Annotated in this window: 21 protein-coding genes; 2 read left to right on the plus strand and 19 right to left on the minus strand. The window is 66.5% G+C overall.

The window, feature by feature from the left end; translation table 11 throughout:
* Positions 1 to 12: 12 nt before the first annotated feature.
* From Q8Q80_RS13620 to hemP, 17 genes are all read right to left on the minus strand, one after another.
* The gene (locus tag Q8Q80_RS13620) at positions 13 to 855 is read right to left on the minus strand and encodes a heme ABC transporter ATP-binding protein (protein ID WP_371132766.1); all 843 of its coding nucleotides are present in this window, start codon (positions 853 to 855) and stop codon (positions 13 to 15) included.
* Positions 803 to 1,852: an iron ABC transporter permease gene (locus Q8Q80_RS13625; protein WP_305633432.1), complete on the minus strand. Its 1,050-nt coding sequence runs from the start codon at positions 1,850 to 1,852 to the stop codon at positions 803 to 805. The genes Q8Q80_RS13620 and Q8Q80_RS13625 overlap by 53 nt, the downstream gene beginning before the upstream one ends.
* A complete protein-coding gene (locus Q8Q80_RS13630; RefSeq protein ID WP_305633433.1) occupies positions 1,849 to 2,688 on the minus strand; it encodes a hemin ABC transporter substrate-binding protein in 840 nt (279 codons plus the stop codon). Before Q8Q80_RS13630 ends, Q8Q80_RS13625 begins: the two co-directional genes overlap by 4 nt.
* The gene (locus Q8Q80_RS13635; protein ID WP_305633434.1) at positions 2,685 to 3,749 is read right to left on the minus strand and encodes a hemin-degrading factor; all 1,065 of its coding nucleotides are present in this window, start codon (positions 3,747 to 3,749) and stop codon (positions 2,685 to 2,687) included. The genes Q8Q80_RS13630 and Q8Q80_RS13635 overlap by 4 nt, the downstream gene beginning before the upstream one ends.
* A 35-nt stretch (positions 3,750 to 3,784) precedes the next feature.
* Positions 3,785 to 4,432 (minus strand): PEPxxWA-CTERM sorting domain-containing protein, encoded by a 648-nt coding sequence (locus tag Q8Q80_RS13640; RefSeq protein WP_305633435.1) that lies wholly within the window; start codon positions 4,430 to 4,432, stop codon positions 3,785 to 3,787.
* Positions 4,433 to 4,552: 120 nt separating this feature from the next.
* Positions 4,553 to 4,756: a hypothetical protein gene (locus Q8Q80_RS13645; protein ID WP_305633436.1), complete on the minus strand. Its 204-nt coding sequence runs from the start codon at positions 4,754 to 4,756 to the stop codon at positions 4,553 to 4,555.
* Between the two features lie 136 nt (positions 4,757 to 4,892).
* Positions 4,893 to 5,177 carry a DUF779 domain-containing protein gene (locus Q8Q80_RS13650; protein WP_305633437.1) on the minus strand — a complete coding sequence of 95 codons (285 nt, stop codon included), beginning with the start codon at positions 5,175 to 5,177 and terminating at the stop codon, positions 4,893 to 4,895.
* Positions 5,178 to 5,587: 410 nt separating this feature from the next.
* Positions 5,588 to 7,876 carry a TonB-dependent receptor domain-containing protein gene (locus Q8Q80_RS13655; protein ID WP_305633438.1) on the minus strand — a complete coding sequence of 763 codons (2,289 nt, stop codon included), beginning with the start codon at positions 7,874 to 7,876 and terminating at the stop codon, positions 5,588 to 5,590.
* A gap of 225 nt (positions 7,877 to 8,101) precedes the next feature.
* Positions 8,102 to 8,857, minus strand: a complete 756-nt coding sequence (locus Q8Q80_RS13660) for a PEPxxWA-CTERM sorting domain-containing protein (protein WP_305633439.1) — start codon at positions 8,855 to 8,857, stop codon at positions 8,102 to 8,104.
* A gap of 295 nt (positions 8,858 to 9,152) precedes the next feature.
* Entirely contained in the window at positions 9,153 to 9,767 is a 615-nt protein-coding gene (gene rpsD, locus Q8Q80_RS13665; RefSeq protein ID WP_305633440.1) for a 30S ribosomal protein S4, read from the minus strand.
* A gap of 17 nt (positions 9,768 to 9,784) precedes the next feature.
* Positions 9,785 to 10,030 carry a hypothetical protein gene (locus Q8Q80_RS13670; protein WP_257094964.1) on the minus strand — a complete coding sequence of 82 codons (246 nt, stop codon included), beginning with the start codon at positions 10,028 to 10,030 and terminating at the stop codon, positions 9,785 to 9,787.
* 242 nt (positions 10,031 to 10,272) lie between these two features.
* Positions 10,273 to 10,692 carry a biopolymer transporter ExbD gene (locus Q8Q80_RS13675; protein WP_305633441.1) on the minus strand — a complete coding sequence of 140 codons (420 nt, stop codon included), beginning with the start codon at positions 10,690 to 10,692 and terminating at the stop codon, positions 10,273 to 10,275.
* A gap of 13 nt (positions 10,693 to 10,705) precedes the next feature.
* Positions 10,706 to 11,476: a MotA/TolQ/ExbB proton channel family protein gene (locus Q8Q80_RS13680; RefSeq protein WP_305633442.1), complete on the minus strand. Its 771-nt coding sequence runs from the start codon at positions 11,474 to 11,476 to the stop codon at positions 10,706 to 10,708.
* Between the two features lie 87 nt (positions 11,477 to 11,563).
* Positions 11,564 to 12,367 (minus strand): energy transducer TonB, encoded by an 804-nt coding sequence (locus Q8Q80_RS13685; protein WP_305633443.1) that lies wholly within the window; start codon positions 12,365 to 12,367, stop codon positions 11,564 to 11,566.
* A gap of 183 nt (positions 12,368 to 12,550) precedes the next feature.
* Complete coding sequence (gene bfr, locus Q8Q80_RS13690) at positions 12,551 to 13,030, minus strand: bacterioferritin (RefSeq protein WP_305633444.1); 480 nt, start codon at positions 13,028 to 13,030, stop codon at positions 12,551 to 12,553.
* An 88-nt stretch (positions 13,031 to 13,118) separates the two neighbouring features.
* On the minus strand, positions 13,119 to 13,334 hold the full coding sequence (locus tag Q8Q80_RS13695) for a (2Fe-2S)-binding protein (RefSeq protein ID WP_305633445.1): 216 nt from the start codon (positions 13,332 to 13,334) through the stop codon (positions 13,119 to 13,121).
* Positions 13,335 to 13,341: 7 nt separating this feature from the next.
* Positions 13,342 to 13,527, minus strand: a complete 186-nt coding sequence (hemP, locus tag Q8Q80_RS13700; protein WP_305633446.1) for a hemin uptake protein HemP — start codon at positions 13,525 to 13,527, stop codon at positions 13,342 to 13,344.
* A 187-nt stretch (positions 13,528 to 13,714) separates the two neighbouring features.
* Here hemP and dmeF point away from each other — a divergent pair, with 187 nt between their 5' ends.
* Together dmeF and ppa are read left to right on the plus strand one after the other, a co-directional pair.
* Positions 13,715 to 14,692, plus strand: a complete 978-nt coding sequence (gene dmeF, locus Q8Q80_RS13705; protein WP_305633447.1) for a CDF family Co(II)/Ni(II) efflux transporter DmeF — start codon at positions 13,715 to 13,717, stop codon at positions 14,690 to 14,692.
* Positions 14,693 to 14,719: 27 nt separating this feature from the next.
* Complete coding sequence (ppa, locus tag Q8Q80_RS13710) at positions 14,720 to 15,268, plus strand: inorganic diphosphatase (RefSeq protein WP_305633448.1); 549 nt, start codon at positions 14,720 to 14,722, stop codon at positions 15,266 to 15,268.
* Between the two features lie 70 nt (positions 15,269 to 15,338).
* Here the strand turns inward: ppa and Q8Q80_RS13715 are convergent, their stop codons facing one another.
* Together Q8Q80_RS13715 and Q8Q80_RS13720 are read right to left on the minus strand one after the other, a co-directional pair.
* On the minus strand, positions 15,339 to 16,475 hold the full coding sequence (locus Q8Q80_RS13715; protein WP_305633449.1) for a GNAT family N-acetyltransferase: 1,137 nt from the start codon (positions 16,473 to 16,475) through the stop codon (positions 15,339 to 15,341).
* Positions 16,476 to 16,865, minus strand: coding sequence for a 4a-hydroxytetrahydrobiopterin dehydratase (locus tag Q8Q80_RS13720; protein ID WP_305633450.1), 390 nt, complete (start codon positions 16,863 to 16,865; stop codon positions 16,476 to 16,478).
* Positions 16,866 to 16,925: the final 60 nt, after the last annotated feature.

Raw genomic sequence — 16,925 nt, forward strand, 5'->3', positions numbered from 1 at the left:
GCGCGCCGCGCGTCAGGCGGCTGGCTCGGCCATCAGCAGCGGGCGCGAAGTGTGTGGGTCGATCCAGACGCGGCAATCCAGTCCGAAGGCGTCCGCCAGCGCGGCCGACTGAAGCACTTCGAACGGCGCACCGTCGGCCCGGATGCGGCCGTCGGCCAGCAATACCAGACGGTCGGCATAACGGGCGGCAAGATTGAGGTCGTGCACGATGGCGAGCACGCCGGTCATGCGGCTGTGTGCGCGATCGCGCGCGCAGGCCAGCACGCGGTGCTGCCAGGCGATGTCGAGGGCCGCGACCGGTTCATCGAGCAGCAGGAAGTGGGCGCCGGGTGTGCCGCGCCAGATCTGTGCCAGCGCGCGCGCCAGATGCACGCGCGCCTGCTCGCCGCCGGACAATGTGCTGCACAGCCGGTCGGCCATGGCCTCGCAGCCGGTGAGTGCCATCGCGGCACGCGCGATGGCGCGGTCGTCGGCACCCGGCCGGCCGCCGTGATGCGGGAAGCGGCCGAGGGCGACCACCTGCCGTGCGGTGTAGTCGAGATCGCTGCGCTGGTGCTGGGCGTGCACCGCGCGCAGCGTGGCCAGTTCGGCTGCGGGAATGTGGCGCAGCGGGCGCCCGTTGCACGACACGGCATCGCAGGCGGCGTCGATGTCGCCGGATAGCGCACGCAGCAGCGTGGTCTTGCCGGCGCCATTCGGGCCGATCAGGGCCAGCATTTCGCCGGGTCGCACGTCGATCGACACGTCGTCGATCAGCCTGCGCTGACCGGCCATGACGCAGAGGTGGCGGGCGCTCAGCATGTCAGTGTTCCTGCGCGGCGCGCCGGCGCAGCAGCAGCATGAAAAAGGGCGCACCGAACAGTGCGGTCAGCACGCCGATCGGCAGTTCGGCCGGGCTGACCCAGGTGCGTGCCGCACTGTCGGCCAGCACGACCAGCAAGGCGCCGGCCAGCGCACTGGCCGGCAGCAGCAGGTGGTGCGATGGCCCGGCGAGGCGGCGTGCCAGATGGGGTGCAATCAGGCCGATGAATCCGATGGTGCCGGTCAGTGCCGTGGTGGCGCCGACCGATAGCGCGATCAGCACCACGCAGGCGCGGTTCAGCGTGCCGACCGCCACGCCCAGGTGCGCCGCCTGTGCTTCGCCCAATGCCAGCGCATCGAGCGGCCCGGCCTTGCGCAGCAGCAGCGCGAGTGCCACGCCGACCGCCGCGGCGGCGGCGATGACACCCGGCCAGGTGGCGCCGGCCAGACTGCCCAGCGTCCAGAATGTGAATTGTCGTACCTGCGCGTCGCTGCCCATGAACAGCAGCAAGCCGATGCCCGACATGGCGAGCGCGTTGATGGCGATGCCCGACAGCAGCATCAGCGTGACCGAACTGCGGCCATTGCGGCGCGACGCGGCATAGACCAGCGCCGTGGTGAGCGCGGCACCGGCGAATGCGGTCAGCGGCAACAGCGCACTGGCGGCCCAGCCACCCGTGCTCATGGCGCGCTCGCCAAGGATGACCACGGCGGCTGCGGCCAGTGCGGCGCCGCTGCTGACGCCGACCAGACCGGGGTCGGCGAGCGGGTTGCGCATCAGGCCCTGCATGGCGGCACCGGCGATGCCCATGCCGGCGCCGGCGATCACCCCGAGCAGCACGCGCGGCAGACGCAGCGTCCAGATCACCAGATCGGCATCCGACCCGACCTGCTGCCCGAGCAGCGCGCTGACGACGGTCGCCGCCGGCAGGTCCACCGCACCACTGGCCAGCGCATGCACGACGGCGCCGATCAGCGCGGCCGCCAGCAGCCAGAGCGTCAGGCTGGCCGGCGGGCCGATGCGCGGCAACTCGACACTGCGCAGGTTCATGGCGTGCGCATCCGCTGCGCCAGATCGAGCACCGCGGCCGGCAGACGCGGCCCGAAACCGAGCAGGCGCAGCGCGTCCAGCGTCACCAGCCGGCCGGCACGCGCGGCGGGCAGCGCGGCCAGACCGGGTCGGCCGAGAAAGGCGGCGCGGCCGCCGGCGGTGGCGATCGCCTCGTCGGTCGTGACGATGATGTCGGGTGCCGCCGCCAGCGCTGCTTCCAGCGTCAGCGGGCGGTAGCCGTTGAAGCGGCCGGCCATGACGTTGACGGCACCCGCATAGTCGATCATGGCTGCGGCGGCCGTGCCGTCGCCGGCGACCATCGGACTGGCACCGCCATGATCGAGAATGAACAGCGCACGCGGACGTCCCGGCAAGGCAGCGACCTGTTGCCGCGCCGCCGCCCAGTCGGCATCGAAGCGCTCGGCCAGCGTGCGCCCGGCGTCGTCCAGCGCGAGCGACGCGGCGATGGCGCGGATGGTGCCGCCGACCTGATCGGCACGGTGGCCGGCGTCCAGCTGCAGCACGCGCACGCCGGCACCCTGCAACTGGGTCAGCGCAACCGGCGGGCCGGCGTCGGCGGTGGCGATCAGCAGCGTGGGCCGCATCGACAACACGCCTTCGGCCGCCAGCGCACGCTGGTAGCCGACCCGCGGCAGTGACTGCGCCGCCTCCGGCCAGGTGCTCGTGGTATCGGTCGCGACCACGCGGGCGCCCGCGCCGAGCGCATAGACGATTTCGGTGACCGCACCGCCGACCGTGACCAGACGCTGTGCGCTGTCGGCCAGCGCCGGGCCGCACAGCGCGGCCAGAACGCTCAGCAGGGCAAGACGCTTCATGCGGCGACGCGGTCGGTCGACGGGCAGACCTGACGCACCAGCGCACGCCAGTCTTCGCGTTCCGGCTTGCCCGGTTTGCGCTCGCCGAAGAACAGTGCAATCGTTTCGCCGCCGGCGTCGAGCAATTCGACCGAGGTGACGATGCCATCGGAGGTCGGCTTGCGCACCAGCCAGGTTTCCGCCACCAGATCGTGCCGCAGGTGCAGGTTGAATCCGGGGTCGAGCACATTCAGCCAGTTGCCCATGACTTCGATGCGATGCACCGGCCCGGTGTGGATCTGGATCATGCCGGGGTTGCCGACGAAGCACATGATGGACACCGACTGCGCTGCCGCCTGTTCCAGCAGCGGGCGCGACAGGACGTTGTCCAGCCGTTCGGCATGGCCGTCAGGCGCCAGCTGCATGGCCTGTCGGCGCGACACCTTGTGACGGCGCAGCAGCGGGAAGAAGTCGTGCGTGTCCTTCATGGCCAGCCAGTCGCGACGGAAGGCGTCGGCGTCGATCGTGGCCAGTGGCGTTTCCGCGTCCGGCTCCGTGCTGCGCAGTTCGACCTGTTCACCTGCCTGCTGGTCGTCGGCGGTGCAGGTCGCCACCAGTGCGTGCCAGGCGTCGAGCTTCGTGCCGGCGCGCGAGAACACCTTGTGCACGGCGTCGCCGTGGCGGTCGTAGAACTGGAAGCTGAGCGAGGTGCCGCGTGGCGTTTCGTCGGTCACGGCATAACCATGCGTCCATTGACCGTAAAAGATGCGCAGGTCGATCACGCTGCCCAGCGCCAGCCCGACTTGGGCGTTGCCGGACATCTGTTCGAAGCTGCCGGTCTTTTCATGCACCGCGGCTTCGTTGCGGGTCAGCACCATGACTTCGCCCAGTTCCGGCATGCGCTGGAACAACGCATCGAACGGGCCGTGCAGACGTATGGCATCGCGGCCGACGCCGCAGGCAATGGCTTCTCCTTCGCTGATGCCCAGTGCCGCCGCGGCGTCGCGGTTGCGCAGGCGCCGTTCGGCTTTCAGGGCGTGGAAGGTGTGGTACAGGCTTTCGGGATCGGCAATGCGGGTCATGGAAGTCTCCGGCTCGGGGTGGGCGGGGCGGCGCGTCAGGCGCGGCGGCGGGCGATGGCGCCAAGCAGGCCGAGGCCGGCCAGCAGCGACAGCCAGGTGGCGGGTTCGGGCACCGGTGCCGCGAGCACGGCCAGCTGGTCGAGGCTCAGGTGGGCGGCCGGGCTGGCGAAGGCGAACTGCAGGGCGAGCGGGTCGGTGACCGTCCAGCGCCACCAGGCTTCTTCCTCGCTGCCACCGAAGCCGCCCAGCGTGGCGCTGAACGACACGACCTTGCTGGCGGCGACGCCATTGAGCGTTGCGATGTCGTTGGCCGCCGTGCCCTGGGTGGCGATGCGCAGCCACACGTCGTAGGTGCCGGCGGCCGGGGCGGCGAGATCGACGATGAAGTTCGCAGCGCCGCCGCTGCTGTACAGATTGCCGCTGCCGGTCAGGAAGGATCCGGCGGCCGGATTGGTCTGGCTCAGCGAGCCGCTGCCGGCGATGTCGGGGGTGGCGTCAAGGCTGGTGCTGTCGAATACATTCCATTCGGCATAGATGTCAGCGCTGGCCCAGGGCGTGGCGGAGGTGGCACCGTTGCCGTCGAAACCGGCGAGCGGGGTATCCCAGACCGCACCGGCGGCGAAAACGGAAGAAGAAGACAGCACGCACAGCGCGCCGGTCGAGCACAGACGACGGAAAGACATGATGGGCCTCGTTCAGAGCCATGCATCCCTTCCCCGCGAAGGCGACTGCTCAGGTGTTGTTTCTGATGATGTGAGTCCGCGGCCCCGCGCCGCCGGACGGTGCTGCACGAACGGTTCGGTTCAGCCGGCGGCGAAATCGATCACGTAGCGGTACTGCTTGCCGCAATCGATGATCACTTCCTTCTGCCCGCGCTTGAGCAGGCGCACTTCCACACTGAGCGACCCGAAGCCGTCATGCCGTATCAGCTCGTCGAGCAGGCCGGCAAGTCGGGATTTCAGGGCGTCTGAAGATGAAGCGTCCAGACCTGACGTGGCGTCGTGCATGGTGACCGGAATGTCCGGCGCGGCTGGGCCGCGCTGTGTTGAACCGGTTCAAATAATAATGATTCTCAGTTCGGTGTCAAGCTAAACGAGCTGGAAAGAGGCGGGAGCTTGCTCCGCTGGTGCGCAGTGCGCAGGTTCAGCTGGCCTGCGGACGCAACACGAAGCGGTCGGTCAGGGCGGGCGTGCCATGTGGCGTGACCGAGGGGTTGAGCACATCGAGGAGATACGCGCCTTCGCCCAGCCGCGCAAAACTTGATGCGTCGATCCAGTATTCGCAGCCGGCGATTTCGCCCAGCTTCACGTCGGACTCGCCGAGCGCGATCGAGCCGATGGGCCGGCACAGCGGCTGCACGCTTTCAGCCATCGCATCGTGGCGGAACATCAGCGGGCCGTAGCGCGCAGACAGCCGGATGATGAGCATGACGGCGTCAACGCTGGCGGTCAGCGAGACAGATCGAATATGACCGGTACGGTGGAGCGAGCATTCGGGATCGGATGAATGTGGCATGTGCGGATGTCGTGGCACAACGTGTGGATCATGTGAAATGGTTCGTGTGCGTTGCATTTGCAGGCCGGCGCACACAGCGGTTGAATCAGCAAATCCCGCGCCATATCAGGCGATGCGCTGCAGGATACGGGTGGTAAAGGAAAACTGCGCAATCCTCCGGATGGCCTTTTGCGTGGTTGTCCAGTAACGGTGCACCGGACTGTCCATGGCTGAAACGTCACCCCGATGAAATATCGGTGAGCGCGCGGATTCTGTCAGGCTCGCACGATAGCCGGAATATGAAAAACAGTTCCGGTTTGTGCGATGACGAGGCATCGGCATCATCAGAAGCGCAGCGTCAGCGACAGCTTCGCGCTGCGGCCCGGCGCCTGCACGCCGACTGCGCCGGCGAAGCCGTCCTGCAGGCAGTACACCTCGTCGGTCAGGTTGTCGATGTTGAGCCGCAGCAAGGCGTCCGGCGTGACGCGCCAGCTGGCGAACAGATCGAACACCCGCGCACCGAACTGGGTGCCGATGCGCCCGACGCCGTCGATGAACAGCGTGCCCGGGCGCGAGCACACCGTGGGTTGGTTGCCGGCACTGGCGCGCCGTTCGCCGATGTCGCGCATGCGCAGACCGGCTTCGACGCGTCCGTCGAAGCCGCGCACGCCGGCACTGGCGCTCAGCGTGTCGCCCGGTACGCCGTAGATCGCGTAATCCGTACCGGCGACCGGGTTCGTGATGCGGCCGTCGATCTGCGACCAGGCGAGCGTGGCGAAGCTGCGCAGGCCGTCGTAGGACACTTCCAGTTCGGTGCCGGTGCGCCGCTCCCGACCCGGCTGGGCGACCCGGCCGCCCACGTTCGAGATCGATTGCAGCAGATGACGGGTATGGATGTCGTACCAGGTCGCGCGCGCCTGCCAGCGCCCGTCGGCGGCGCTCGCCGGCTGCGGTGACCAGGCGATCGTCAGTTCGTGGTTGGACGATTCCTGCGGCTTGTAGAGACCGCCGCAGATGCCGTTGGCAGGCGCCAGGTCGAGCGCCGCGTTGTACGGCAGGCCGATGCCCGACGGGTCGTACAGCGGATTGGCGTTGAGCTGGCCCTGACCAAGTCCGTCGGGTTCGGTTCGCGCGCAGCGGCTGGCAAAACTGCCGCGCGCGAAGTACTCATCGACCAGCGGTGGCCGGAAGGCTTCGCTGTAGCGCGCCGTCAGCGACACATCGCTGGCAGGGACGCGCCAGGTCAGCGCAAGTGCCGGCGACACCTTGACGAAGCGCAGATCGGGCGACTGGCCGGCGGCAATCATGTTGGTGCGCGTCTGGCCTTCGGCGCTCACGTGGTAGCGGTCGATGCGCGCGCCCGGTGTCAGCGTGAATGCGCCGTAGGTCATCGCGTTCTCGACGATCAGCGCGTCGGACACCTTGTCGCCGGGCGGCTGCGCCTCGTTGAAACCGCCCGGGTAGTTGTTTGCATTGGCGAATGCGTTCGACGTCACGCGCACGATGTCGCGGCTGTTGCGGATGCCCTGGTAGCCCACGGTCAGCACGCCGCGCAGCGCGCCCAGCGTGTAGCGCAGATCGTTGAACAGCTCACCGGTCCAGATGGCATAGCGCCAGTCGTCGTTGCAGCGGTCGATCCGGAACATGGCGGAGGGTGAGGGCGACACGCAGATGCGGCTCTGGCCAAGGCGGTGCAGGTCGGCCAGTTCGGTCGTTTCGTAGGCCAGCGTGCCGCGCAGTGCGATCCACGAATCGGGCGGCAGATAGCGCAGCGACAGATTGGTCGTGGTGTCGTCGATGTTGCGCTGGACGATGCCGAAGGCACCGCTGCTGCCCGCCGTCGCGTCGTACGGCGCGCGCTCCGGGCCGCCGGTGTAGCGCGTCTGGCTCAGTTCGATCACCAGGTCGTCGGTGGCGTAGAAGCTCGCCTTGACGAAGCGGCTTTCCGACGCGGTGGCGGTCAGTTCGAGGGGCTCGCCGTCGGGCAGCCGGAAGTCATCGGAATCGCGCCGGGCGACCGACACGATGAGGTCGAGGTGGGCATTCGGCCGGCCATAGATGGTCACCATGCGCAGCCGTTCGTGGCTGTTCCAGTTGTAGCCGTACTTCACTTCGCTGCCGAAGGTCTGGCCCGGCTTCAGGAAATCGGACGCCGATCTGGTGGTGGCCGACACCGTGCCGCCGAGGGCGCCCGACCCGGAAGTGACCGACGGGCCGCGCTCGACCTGCAGCGCTTTCAGCAGTTCCGGCTCAATGAACACGCCGCTGCCGAAGCGGTACTTTTCGAAGCCCTTGACCGCGCCGTCGACCTTGAACAGCACGTCCTCGTTGTCGGAGAAACCGCGCAGATTGAATTTCATGCCGCTGGCGCGCGGTCCGCCATCGACCGCCACGCCGGGGATGTCCTTCAGGATGTCGAAAATGGTGCTGGCCTGGCGCCGCTCGATTGCGGCGGCATTGATGACCGTGACCGGGCGGTCCGGCGGCAAGTCGATCTCGACCGGGCGCTGCAGCTCGCGTTCGTCGGTCACCTCGACTTCGGGCAGCACGGTCGCGTCGGTGTCGATCGCTTCGCCGGGGTCCTGCGCGCCGGGCAGTGGCTCTGGTGGTGTACGCGCTTGAGCGTCCTGCATCGGCGCGACGCGGTCAGGCGTGTGCGTGCCTTGTGCCACGGCCGCCGAGGCGGCGAGACAGGCGAATGCGCACAGTCCGGCTGCAGGCCAGCAGGCGGAGCGGCGGAGAGGACGCCTTGCGGCGGTGGAGGGCTGGGGTGTCACGGGAAGTCTGCAACGGATGCGGTGCGCAGCGCGCACCGCAGGGTGGACCGCCGGACCTGATTGTCCGGCGGTGGGCGGCAATCAGCCCTTGTTGATGCGGCGACGTGCGCTCAGCGTGATCAGCCCGAGGCCGCCCAGCATCAGGGCCCAGGTTTCCGGTTCCGGCACCGGTGCCGCGACCAGCTGGTCCAGCTGGAAGGCCTGGGTCTGCGAGTGGGTGTCGGTGCCGAAGGTGATGCGGAAGCTGTCGACCGGCACGGTGACGCCCAGCGCCGCGAGATTCCACGTGAAGGTGGCGTGGTTCGGGTTGTTCGGGTCGGACGCCACGACCTGACCGGTGAAGAAGTCGGTGTAGCTGAGGTTTTCCGTCTCGACCAGCGACGTGGTCAGGAACTGCGTGCCGTTGTTGTAGCTCAGGCGCGGCTCGTAACCGGTTTCGAACAGCCCGTCGACGCCATTGGCGCCGCGGCTGATGTTGATGTAGCTCTGGAACACGATGCTGGTCAGGCCGTCGGCGGCGTCGGCAACCGCCATTTCGAAGCTCGAGCCGGCACCGCTGAATTGGTACAGGCCGGCCGATGCGGGGTAGGCACCGCCCGACATCTTGCGGAAGATCGTGTCGCCGGCGCTGCCGTCGACATTGGCGACCAGGCCGGCAGTCAGTTGTGCGGCCGTGATGCGGCCCGCCGTCAGGTTGTTGAAACCGTCGCTGGCGACCGAATCGGCCGGCGCGGTGAACGATTCATGCGCGGTGGCGGCAACTGCCTGACCGGCGAAGGCAAAGGACAGCAAGGCGGCGGTGGTGAGAGCTGCACTGGGCAGGCGTGACGTGATCATGATTGACCTCTCGAAGCGGGTTGAAGACGTGGAGCCGGCGCGGTTGCGCGGCCATTGACAGGAGACGCGCCCGGTGGAGGAAAGGCAGTGAAGCGAACCGGCGATGCAGATCGATGATGCGAACAGCGACATGTCAGCGTCTCCTGAAGATGCGTGACTGGCTGGATCGCGTGAGCGGATCTGGCTGGCAGCCCCGGCCGCGGCGCGGGCGGGGGAAAGTGGAAAAACAACAGAGAAGAAAAAGCGGCAGGCAGATCGGCGCAGGGTGTCCGATCGACCGTGTACCGGCGCGCGATCAGACGCGCAGGGCGTAGAACTCGACCACTTTCTGTGCTTCGAACGCAAAGGGTGTGGCATCGCCCGGTGGCAGATGGGCGAGGCGCAGGCTCAGCGTCGCGGCATCGAAGGCGATCCAATCAGCCCGTTCGAGCGGCGGTGTCTGCAGCGCATCGACCACGCTCTGGACGGTGCGACCCTTGTCGGTCAGGGTGATGGTGTCGCCGACGCGCAGCCGGATCGACGGAATGTTCACCCGTCGTCCGTTGAGCAGCACATGCTTGTGGCGCACCAGCTGGCGGGCCGCCGGAATCGTTGGTGCCAGACCGCCGCGGAACACGATGTTGTCGATCCGGCGCTCCAGCAGTTCGACCAGTTTTTCGCCGGTCGGCAGCTTCGAACGCTCGGCTTCGCGGAACACGCTGCGCAGCTGGGTTTCGTTGAGACCGTAGTTGTAGCGCAGCTTCTGCTTTTCCATCAGCTGGGCGCCGAATTCCGACTTGCGGCGGTTCGGGCGCGCGCCATGCTGGCCGGGCGGCGAGGTGCGGTTCTCGATGTTCTTTCGGGTCAGACCGGGCAGGTCGGTGCCCAGTGCGCGCAGCACGCGCAGGCGGGGGCCGGTGTAGCGGGACATCTTCGGGGTTCTCCGGATCAGTGGGCGGCGCGCAGGCCTGCATCGCCGACGGCATGCAGGCTCCAGCGGCCGATGAGCGCGTCGCACACCTCACGCATCAGCGGATCGGCGCGCTCGTCTTCGGCCACGACTTCGAGATGGCGGATCACCATCTGCGCAACTTCCGGGCACGGGCGTTCCGCAAACCGGGTCATGACGAACAGCGTGGCAGCCGCCAGCATGTTCGGACTGGCGTCGCCAGTGGCACTGTGTTCGGTCGTCATACCTGCATCCTCCAGCGGTTGGACGTGCGGTGCACGGGGTGGCTGGCGGGTGGCTGCCGGGGCAGCAGGCTGGCGCATGTCCTGTTCAATAATGAATAGGAATGATTCGCATTCAAACACGTGGGATGTGGCGTGTCAAGCGTCGCTGTGCGCGCAGCCGGTGAAGGAATGTGTCGGCAGCCGGCCGGTCGCGACGAAAAAAAACCGCCGGTCAGGGCGGTTTTTCCGGGAGCCGAAGCGCCTTACTTCGCGCTGGAAGGATCCGTCACGAAGCCGATGCGGGTCAGCCCGAGTCGTGCTGCCTCGCTCATGACGTGGGCCACCGAGCGATAGGGTACGTTCTGGTCGGCACGCAGCTGGATTTCCGCGGTCTTGTCGCGCGCGGCCGCTTCCTGCAGTTTCACCTTCAGCGTTTCCTTGTCGATCTTCTCGCCCGACCAGAACAGCTGCTCGTCGGCACCGATCGCGATCTGGATGTTCTCCGGCGGCAGTTCGTTCGCGGAGGTCGATTCCTTGGGCAGGTCGACTTTCACCGCGTGGGTCAGCAGCGGTGCGGTCACCATGAAGATGATCAGCAGCACCAGCATCACGTCGATCAGCGGAATCATGTTGATTTCCGCCATCGGTCCGTCGTCGTCCTGTTCGAAGCTTGCGAAGGCCATCTGTCTGCTCCCCTCAGTGCGCCGGACGCGCGGCGTCGCGGCCGTGCTCGACCAGTGACAGCACGCGGTCGCCGGTGGCTTTCGGGTCATTCGTGCCGACGTCCTTGATGCCGGTGGACAGCATGACGAACACGTCGTGAGCGAAGCTGTTCAGTTCGGCCATCACGTTGCGCGTCGAACGGGCGAAAAAGTTGAATGCCAGCGCCGCCGGGATGGCGGTGGCGAGACCGATGGCGGTCATGATCAGCGCCTCGCCGACCGGCCCGGCCACTTTGTCCAGCGTGCCCTGACCGGACATGCCGATCGCCAGCAGCGCGTGGTAGATGCCCCATACGGTACCGAGCAGGCCGATGAACGGCGCGCTCGATGCGACCGATGCAAGGAAGGTCTGGCCGTACTCCATGCGGCTGCGGTCGCGTTCGATCGAACGCTTCAGCGCACGGGTCAGGAATTCGTCGGCGCTGCCGGTGGCGATCAGGCCGCGCGCGCCCGCCTTGCCATTGCGCAGTGTCTCGACGGCGCTGAACCCCTCATGCACCAGATGCGAAAACGGGTCGGTGACGCCGTTGGAGCGCATGTCACGCGCCACGTCTTCCAGCGACGAGGCGTTCCAGAAGCGATCCATGAACTGGCCGCTGGCGCTGCGCTGGCGCAGCGCGACGATGCCCTTGAGCACGATCAGGAACCAGGTACCGACGGACGCGAGCGCCATCAGCACGACGATGGTGATTGCGACAGCATCCGCGTTCGACAGGAAGTGCGCAAAACCCAGTGATTCATTCATCAAGACTCTCCATGTGAAGCCAGATTCAAAGCCATAGTGCAAAAAAGGATCGCCGCGCAGTGTACGCCAGCGGGTGCGCCGGTCAAATCATCGCGGCAGGCTGAAGCTGAGCGGGACCATGACCGATTCGGCGACCGCTTCGGTGCCGCGCCGTGCCGGCACGAACTTCCATTTCTTCACCGCGTCCAGTGCGGCCTCGTCGAGTCGGGGGAAGCCGCTCGACTTTTCGATATCGACCTTCGATGGCAGGCCGTTTGCCTCGACCATCACGCGCAGCATCACCCGGCCTTCTTCTCCGGCACGGCGTGACAGCATCGGGTAGGCCGGTTTCGGGTTCGACAGGTAGGCGGCGTCGAAGCGCGGCGCCTCCAATGGTGGCGCAGCGGCCACTGGTGCTGCCGTGACCGCGGCGGGCGCCGGCGCGGCAGCGGGCACGGCGTCGATCGCAACCGGCTCGGGCGGCGCAGGTTCCTGTACCGGGACGCTGTCGGCGCTGGGCGCATCGGCCGCCGCGGTCGGCTTCGGCAGCGCGACTTCCTTGCGTCGGGGCACCGGCCTGGTGACCGGCTTCGGCGGTTCGGGCTCGACCTTCGGTTGCTCGCGAACCGGTTCGATCTCGGCCATCGGCAGCGGTTCCGGCGCAATCAGCGTCGCCAGCATGAGGGGGGCGGGCGCGCTGGGCAGCGGCAGTCGGGCATGCGTCAGCCAGAACAGCGCGAGGGCATGCAGCAGCAGTACGGTGCCGAACGAAAAGATGCGCGCCGGCGCGCCTGCATCGGGCAGACCGGACCGCCGGCCCGACCGGGTGTCCGGCGTTGCAGCAAGGCGGAAGGCGGGTGGCAGATGCGGTGGCAGGGTTCCTGCACCACCCGCCAGCGCTGCGCTGCTCATGGCGCCCATACGGTTGACGACCGGCGGGCAGGGGGCATCAAGGGGCGGGCGGGCAACGTCACGACAGGCATTGTGGGAACGAACATCCGTGCTACTTCAACGTCGGTTGAGGGCCATGGTCGTGACGGGAAAGGAAGGGAGCGGCAGGCATTGATGGCCTGTCCCGCTCCTCCGACCGGCAGCTCAGCTGCCGATTTCTCCCATCGCGGCCTGCGTGTAATTCTGCAATCCCATCTTGTCGATCAGATCAATCTGGGTTTCCAGCCAGTCGATATGTTCTTCGGTATCCGCCAGGATCGAACGGAACAGGTCGCGTGAGACGTAGTCGCCGGCTGTTTCGCAACAGGCCACCGCTTCCTTCAGCGTCGTATGCGACAGGTGCTCGATCTTCAGGTCACAGCCCAGCATTTCCGGCACGTTCTCGCCGATCAGCAGCTTGTGCAGATCCTGCAGGTTGGGCAGGCCTTCGAGCAGCAGAATGCGTTCGATCAACGCATCCGCATGCTTCATTTCCTCGATCGATTCGTGGTGTTCATGGTCGCCAAGCTGCTTCAGGCCCCAGCTCTTGTACATTTTCGCGTGCAGGAAATACTGGTTGATCGCAGTCAGTTCATTCACCAGCTGCTTGTTCAGATACTGCAGAACCTTCTTGTCGCCCTTCATGTGCCGTCTCCTGTTCAGGCGGTGTCACTGGCGTGACGCCTGATCGCATTCTAGGCCACACGAACAAATGTGTTGCACAGCATCAATTTCAGGCGGCGCAGCCGGATGCCAGCGGCGCGTGCGCCACAAGTGCCCGCAGATCTGCCCGGGCAGCGTCAATCACTTCCTTTGCGGCGCGCACGCACTTGCCGCAATCCCGGCAGCAGCCAAGCTGTCCTGCCACGTCCCGCACGCTGCGGCAACCGGTGCTGACCGCGGCCTTGATGTCCCGGTCGGTGACCGGTTCGCACAGACAGATGTACATGGCGACCCTATTTGGTAAGTATCAACTTGCCATTGCGCGTGAGGCGCAATGAGTAAAGTTCGCCACCGTGACTGATGGCAACCTGTTTGCGGCCACCCAGCAGCTGTGCCGAATCGAGCGTCGGCGACGGTTCGGGTGACGCGGCGGGAGCGTTGGCGGGTGTCTGCGGCAGCGGAAGTGCAGGCGTAGTCATGTGCCAACAAACGAATAGTAATGAGAATGGTTCGTATTAATACAGAACGCTGTCCCGGTGTCAAGCGTTCGCTGCGCGGGCCGTCGACACCCCCGGCCAAAGGGTTTGCGCTGCCTGCTCACCACTGTGGGCAGCGATCGCGTCAGCGTGATGTCACAGCGTCAGCGTCGCACCCTACAATCGACCGATGAACACACCTCCCCGCGACGTACAGGACACGCATGCATCGTCCTGCCCGACCCGCCAGCCGGAATTCCTGCTATCGCAACGTCAGGCGGAAAGGGCGGTCGGTCATGTGCTGTGGCTGAGTGCGATCGCCATGCTGACGGAAATCGTCGCCGGCCATCTGACCGGGTCGATGGCGCTGCTGGCCGACGGCTGGCATATGGCGACGCATGTGGCCGCCATGGGCATCAGCGCATTCGCGTACCTATATATGCGCAAGCATGCCGGGCAGGCGCACTACAGTTTCGGCCCGGGCAAGGTGTCCTATCTGGCGGCCTACTCGTCGAGTCTGCTGCTCGCGGGTGTTGCGCTGGTCATGCTGTACGAGGCGGCGTCGCGGCTGCAGGCGCCGCATGACATCCATTACGACGAAGCGCTCGCGGTCGCCGTGCTCGGGCTGATCGTCAATCTGCTCAGCGCGTGGCTGTTGCACGGTCACGATCATGATCACGACGGAGACGCCCACGCGCATGAAACCGCGAACGGGCACGCCGACCAGAACCTGCGCGCTGCCTATATTCACGTGGTGGCCGACGCGATCACGTCGGTCGCCGCCATCGTGGCGCTGATCGCCGGCAAGTGGGCCGGCATGGCGTGGCTTGACCCGGTCATGGCGGCGCTCGGCGGCGTGCTCATCCTGCGCTGGGCCTGGCGACTGGCCGGCGACAGTGCCGGCGTGCTGCTGGATCGTCAGATCGACAGTCATCTGCTGCACGACATCCACGCCTGCCTCGCACGACACGGCGCGCATGCGCTTGACCTGCACCTGTGGCTGCTTGCCCCCGGGCGCCATGCGCTGCTGCTGACGCTGGAAGGGAGACCGGAGCTGGATGTCGACCGCCTGCGGCATGAACTGGGCGCCATGGCGACGCTGGCCCATGTGACACTGGATGTCGTGTCGCGGGAGGTATCTTCTGTTGCGCCGCAACAATCGCTATAATCGCGGGCTTTTCAAAAGGAGCGAGACATGGGTCTGGAACGAGTTCCGTCGGGCAAGGATCTGCCCAATGATTTCAACGTGGTCATCGAAATCCCGATGCATTCGGACCCGGTCAAGTACGAAGTGGACAAGGAGTCGGGCGCCGTCTTCGTCGATCGCTTCATGTCGACCGCGATGCACTACCCGTGCAATTACGGCTACATCCCGCACACCATCGCCGGTGACGGTGACCCGGTCGACGTGCTCGTGCTGGCACAGTTCGCGTTGCCGCCGGGCGTGGTGGTTCGCTGCCGTCCGATCGGCATGCTGAAGATGGTCGACGAAGCCGGCGAGGATGCCAAGCTGCTGGCCGTGCCGGTGGACAAGCTCACGCCGATGTACCGCTCGGTGCAGAGCCCGCGCGACCTGCCGCAGATCCTGCTGGACCAGATTTCGCACTTCTTCGAGCACTACAAGGATCTCGAACCCGGCAAGTTCGTCAAGGTTCAGGGCTGGGGCGACATCGAAGATGCCAAGCGCGAAATCATGTCGGGTGTCGACGCCTACCAGAAAGCGGCAGACAAGCCGGCGTTCTAGTATCGGCCGACATTGAATTGCAGTCGGCTTGCGATTTGATGCCGGCTCACCCTGGTCGCCCGACGCACGCTCACACCGCCTGTCGGTAGGGCGTGCGCTCTTCCAGTTCGTCGATGTGCAGCGCCACGCCGGCGCGCTCCCGTTCCAGGTAGCGCGCCACGGCGTCGGCAAAATCCGCGTCGCGCAGCCAGTGCGCCGACCAGGTCGTTTCCGGCACGAAGCCGCGTGCCATCTTGTGCTCGCCCTGGGCGCCGCCTTCGAACACCTCGAGCTTGCGTTCGATCGCGTATTCGATGCCCTGGTGGTAGCAGGCTTCGAAGTGCAGGCAGGCAACGTGTTCGAGTTCGCCCCAGTAACGACCGTACAGCCGCCTGCCGTCGCGCAGGTTCAATGCGCAGGCGATGTCGCGCCCGGCCACCGATGCCACCACCAGCATCAGCGCGTGCGGCACACGTTCGCGCAGCAGTTCGAAAAAGCGGAAGTTCAGATACGGGCGCTGGCCGCGCACGCGATAGGTATTGCTGTAGCACTTGAAGAACAGCGCGAGCTCGGCGTCGCGGATGTCCGGTCCGTCGATGCGCCGCAGCGTCACGCCGGCGTCGGCCACGCGCCGCCGCTCCTGACGGATCTTCTTCCGCTTGTCGCGCGCCAGCGATGAAAGGAAGGTTTCGTAGCTGTCGTACCCCGCGTTGGTCCAGTGGAACTGCACCGACTGGCGCAACAGCAGCGACGTGTGCCCGAGTGCGGCCAGTGATTCGGCATCCGGGAACAGCAGATGGGCGGACGACACGCCGCTGTCGCGCGCATGGTCCAGCCAGGCGTCGAGCAGAGCGGTGCGCGCCGCCGTGTCGCGCGCCAGCAGCCGCGGGCCGGGCACCGGCGTGAATGGAATGGCACTCAGCAGCTTGGGGTAGTAGGGGCGCCCGGTTCGTTCAAGCGCCTCGGCCCATGACCAGTCGAACACGTACTCGCCATAGCTGTGCAGCTTGCGGTAACCGGGCAGCGCGGCGATCAGTTGCCCGCCCTCGTGCACGGACAGGTGGTCCGGCTGCCAGCCGGATGCTTCGGTGACGCAGCCCGAACTTTCGAAGGCGTCCAGCAGCGCGTGCGACAGCGTGGCGTGGCCGCCGGTCAGTGCGTCCCACTGCGCCGCGTCGAGTTCGGCAATCGCGCTGTGTCGCTCGATGTGCAGTACCGGTCCGCTCACTCAGTCGTACTTGATGTACTTGAAGCGCGGGTCGTCCGGCGTGCCGGCCAGCGCCGATCCTTCCGTCAGCGCGGGCTGCCACATGACGACCTCTTCGATCTTCTTCGCCAGCTGGAAGTCGCGCTCGGTCACGCCCTTTGCTTCGTGGTTCATCAGCTTGACGATCACGAAGGCGTAGGACACCGCGAGATCCGGGTGGTGAAAGGCCGCTTCTGCCAGATGACCGACCGTATTCACGACCATCAGCGTGCCCTTCCAGCCGCTGGTCTTGTACTTGCGGCGTATCCAGCCGTCCTCGTAGTACCACTTCGGCAGTTCGCCCTTCAGGCGGGCGTCGATTTCTTCCGGCGTGAAGGCCTCGCTCGGGCCGGCGGTTCTCCACTGTGTCATGTCGGTACTCCTCGGGGTGATGGGTCCAGCCATGAAAAACGCGCTGCCCCGCCCGGCCAG

Origin of the sequence: Methyloversatilis sp., assembly GCF_030698125.1 — a bacterium.
Classification (GTDB): Bacteria; Pseudomonadota; Gammaproteobacteria; order Burkholderiales; family Rhodocyclaceae; genus Methyloversatilis.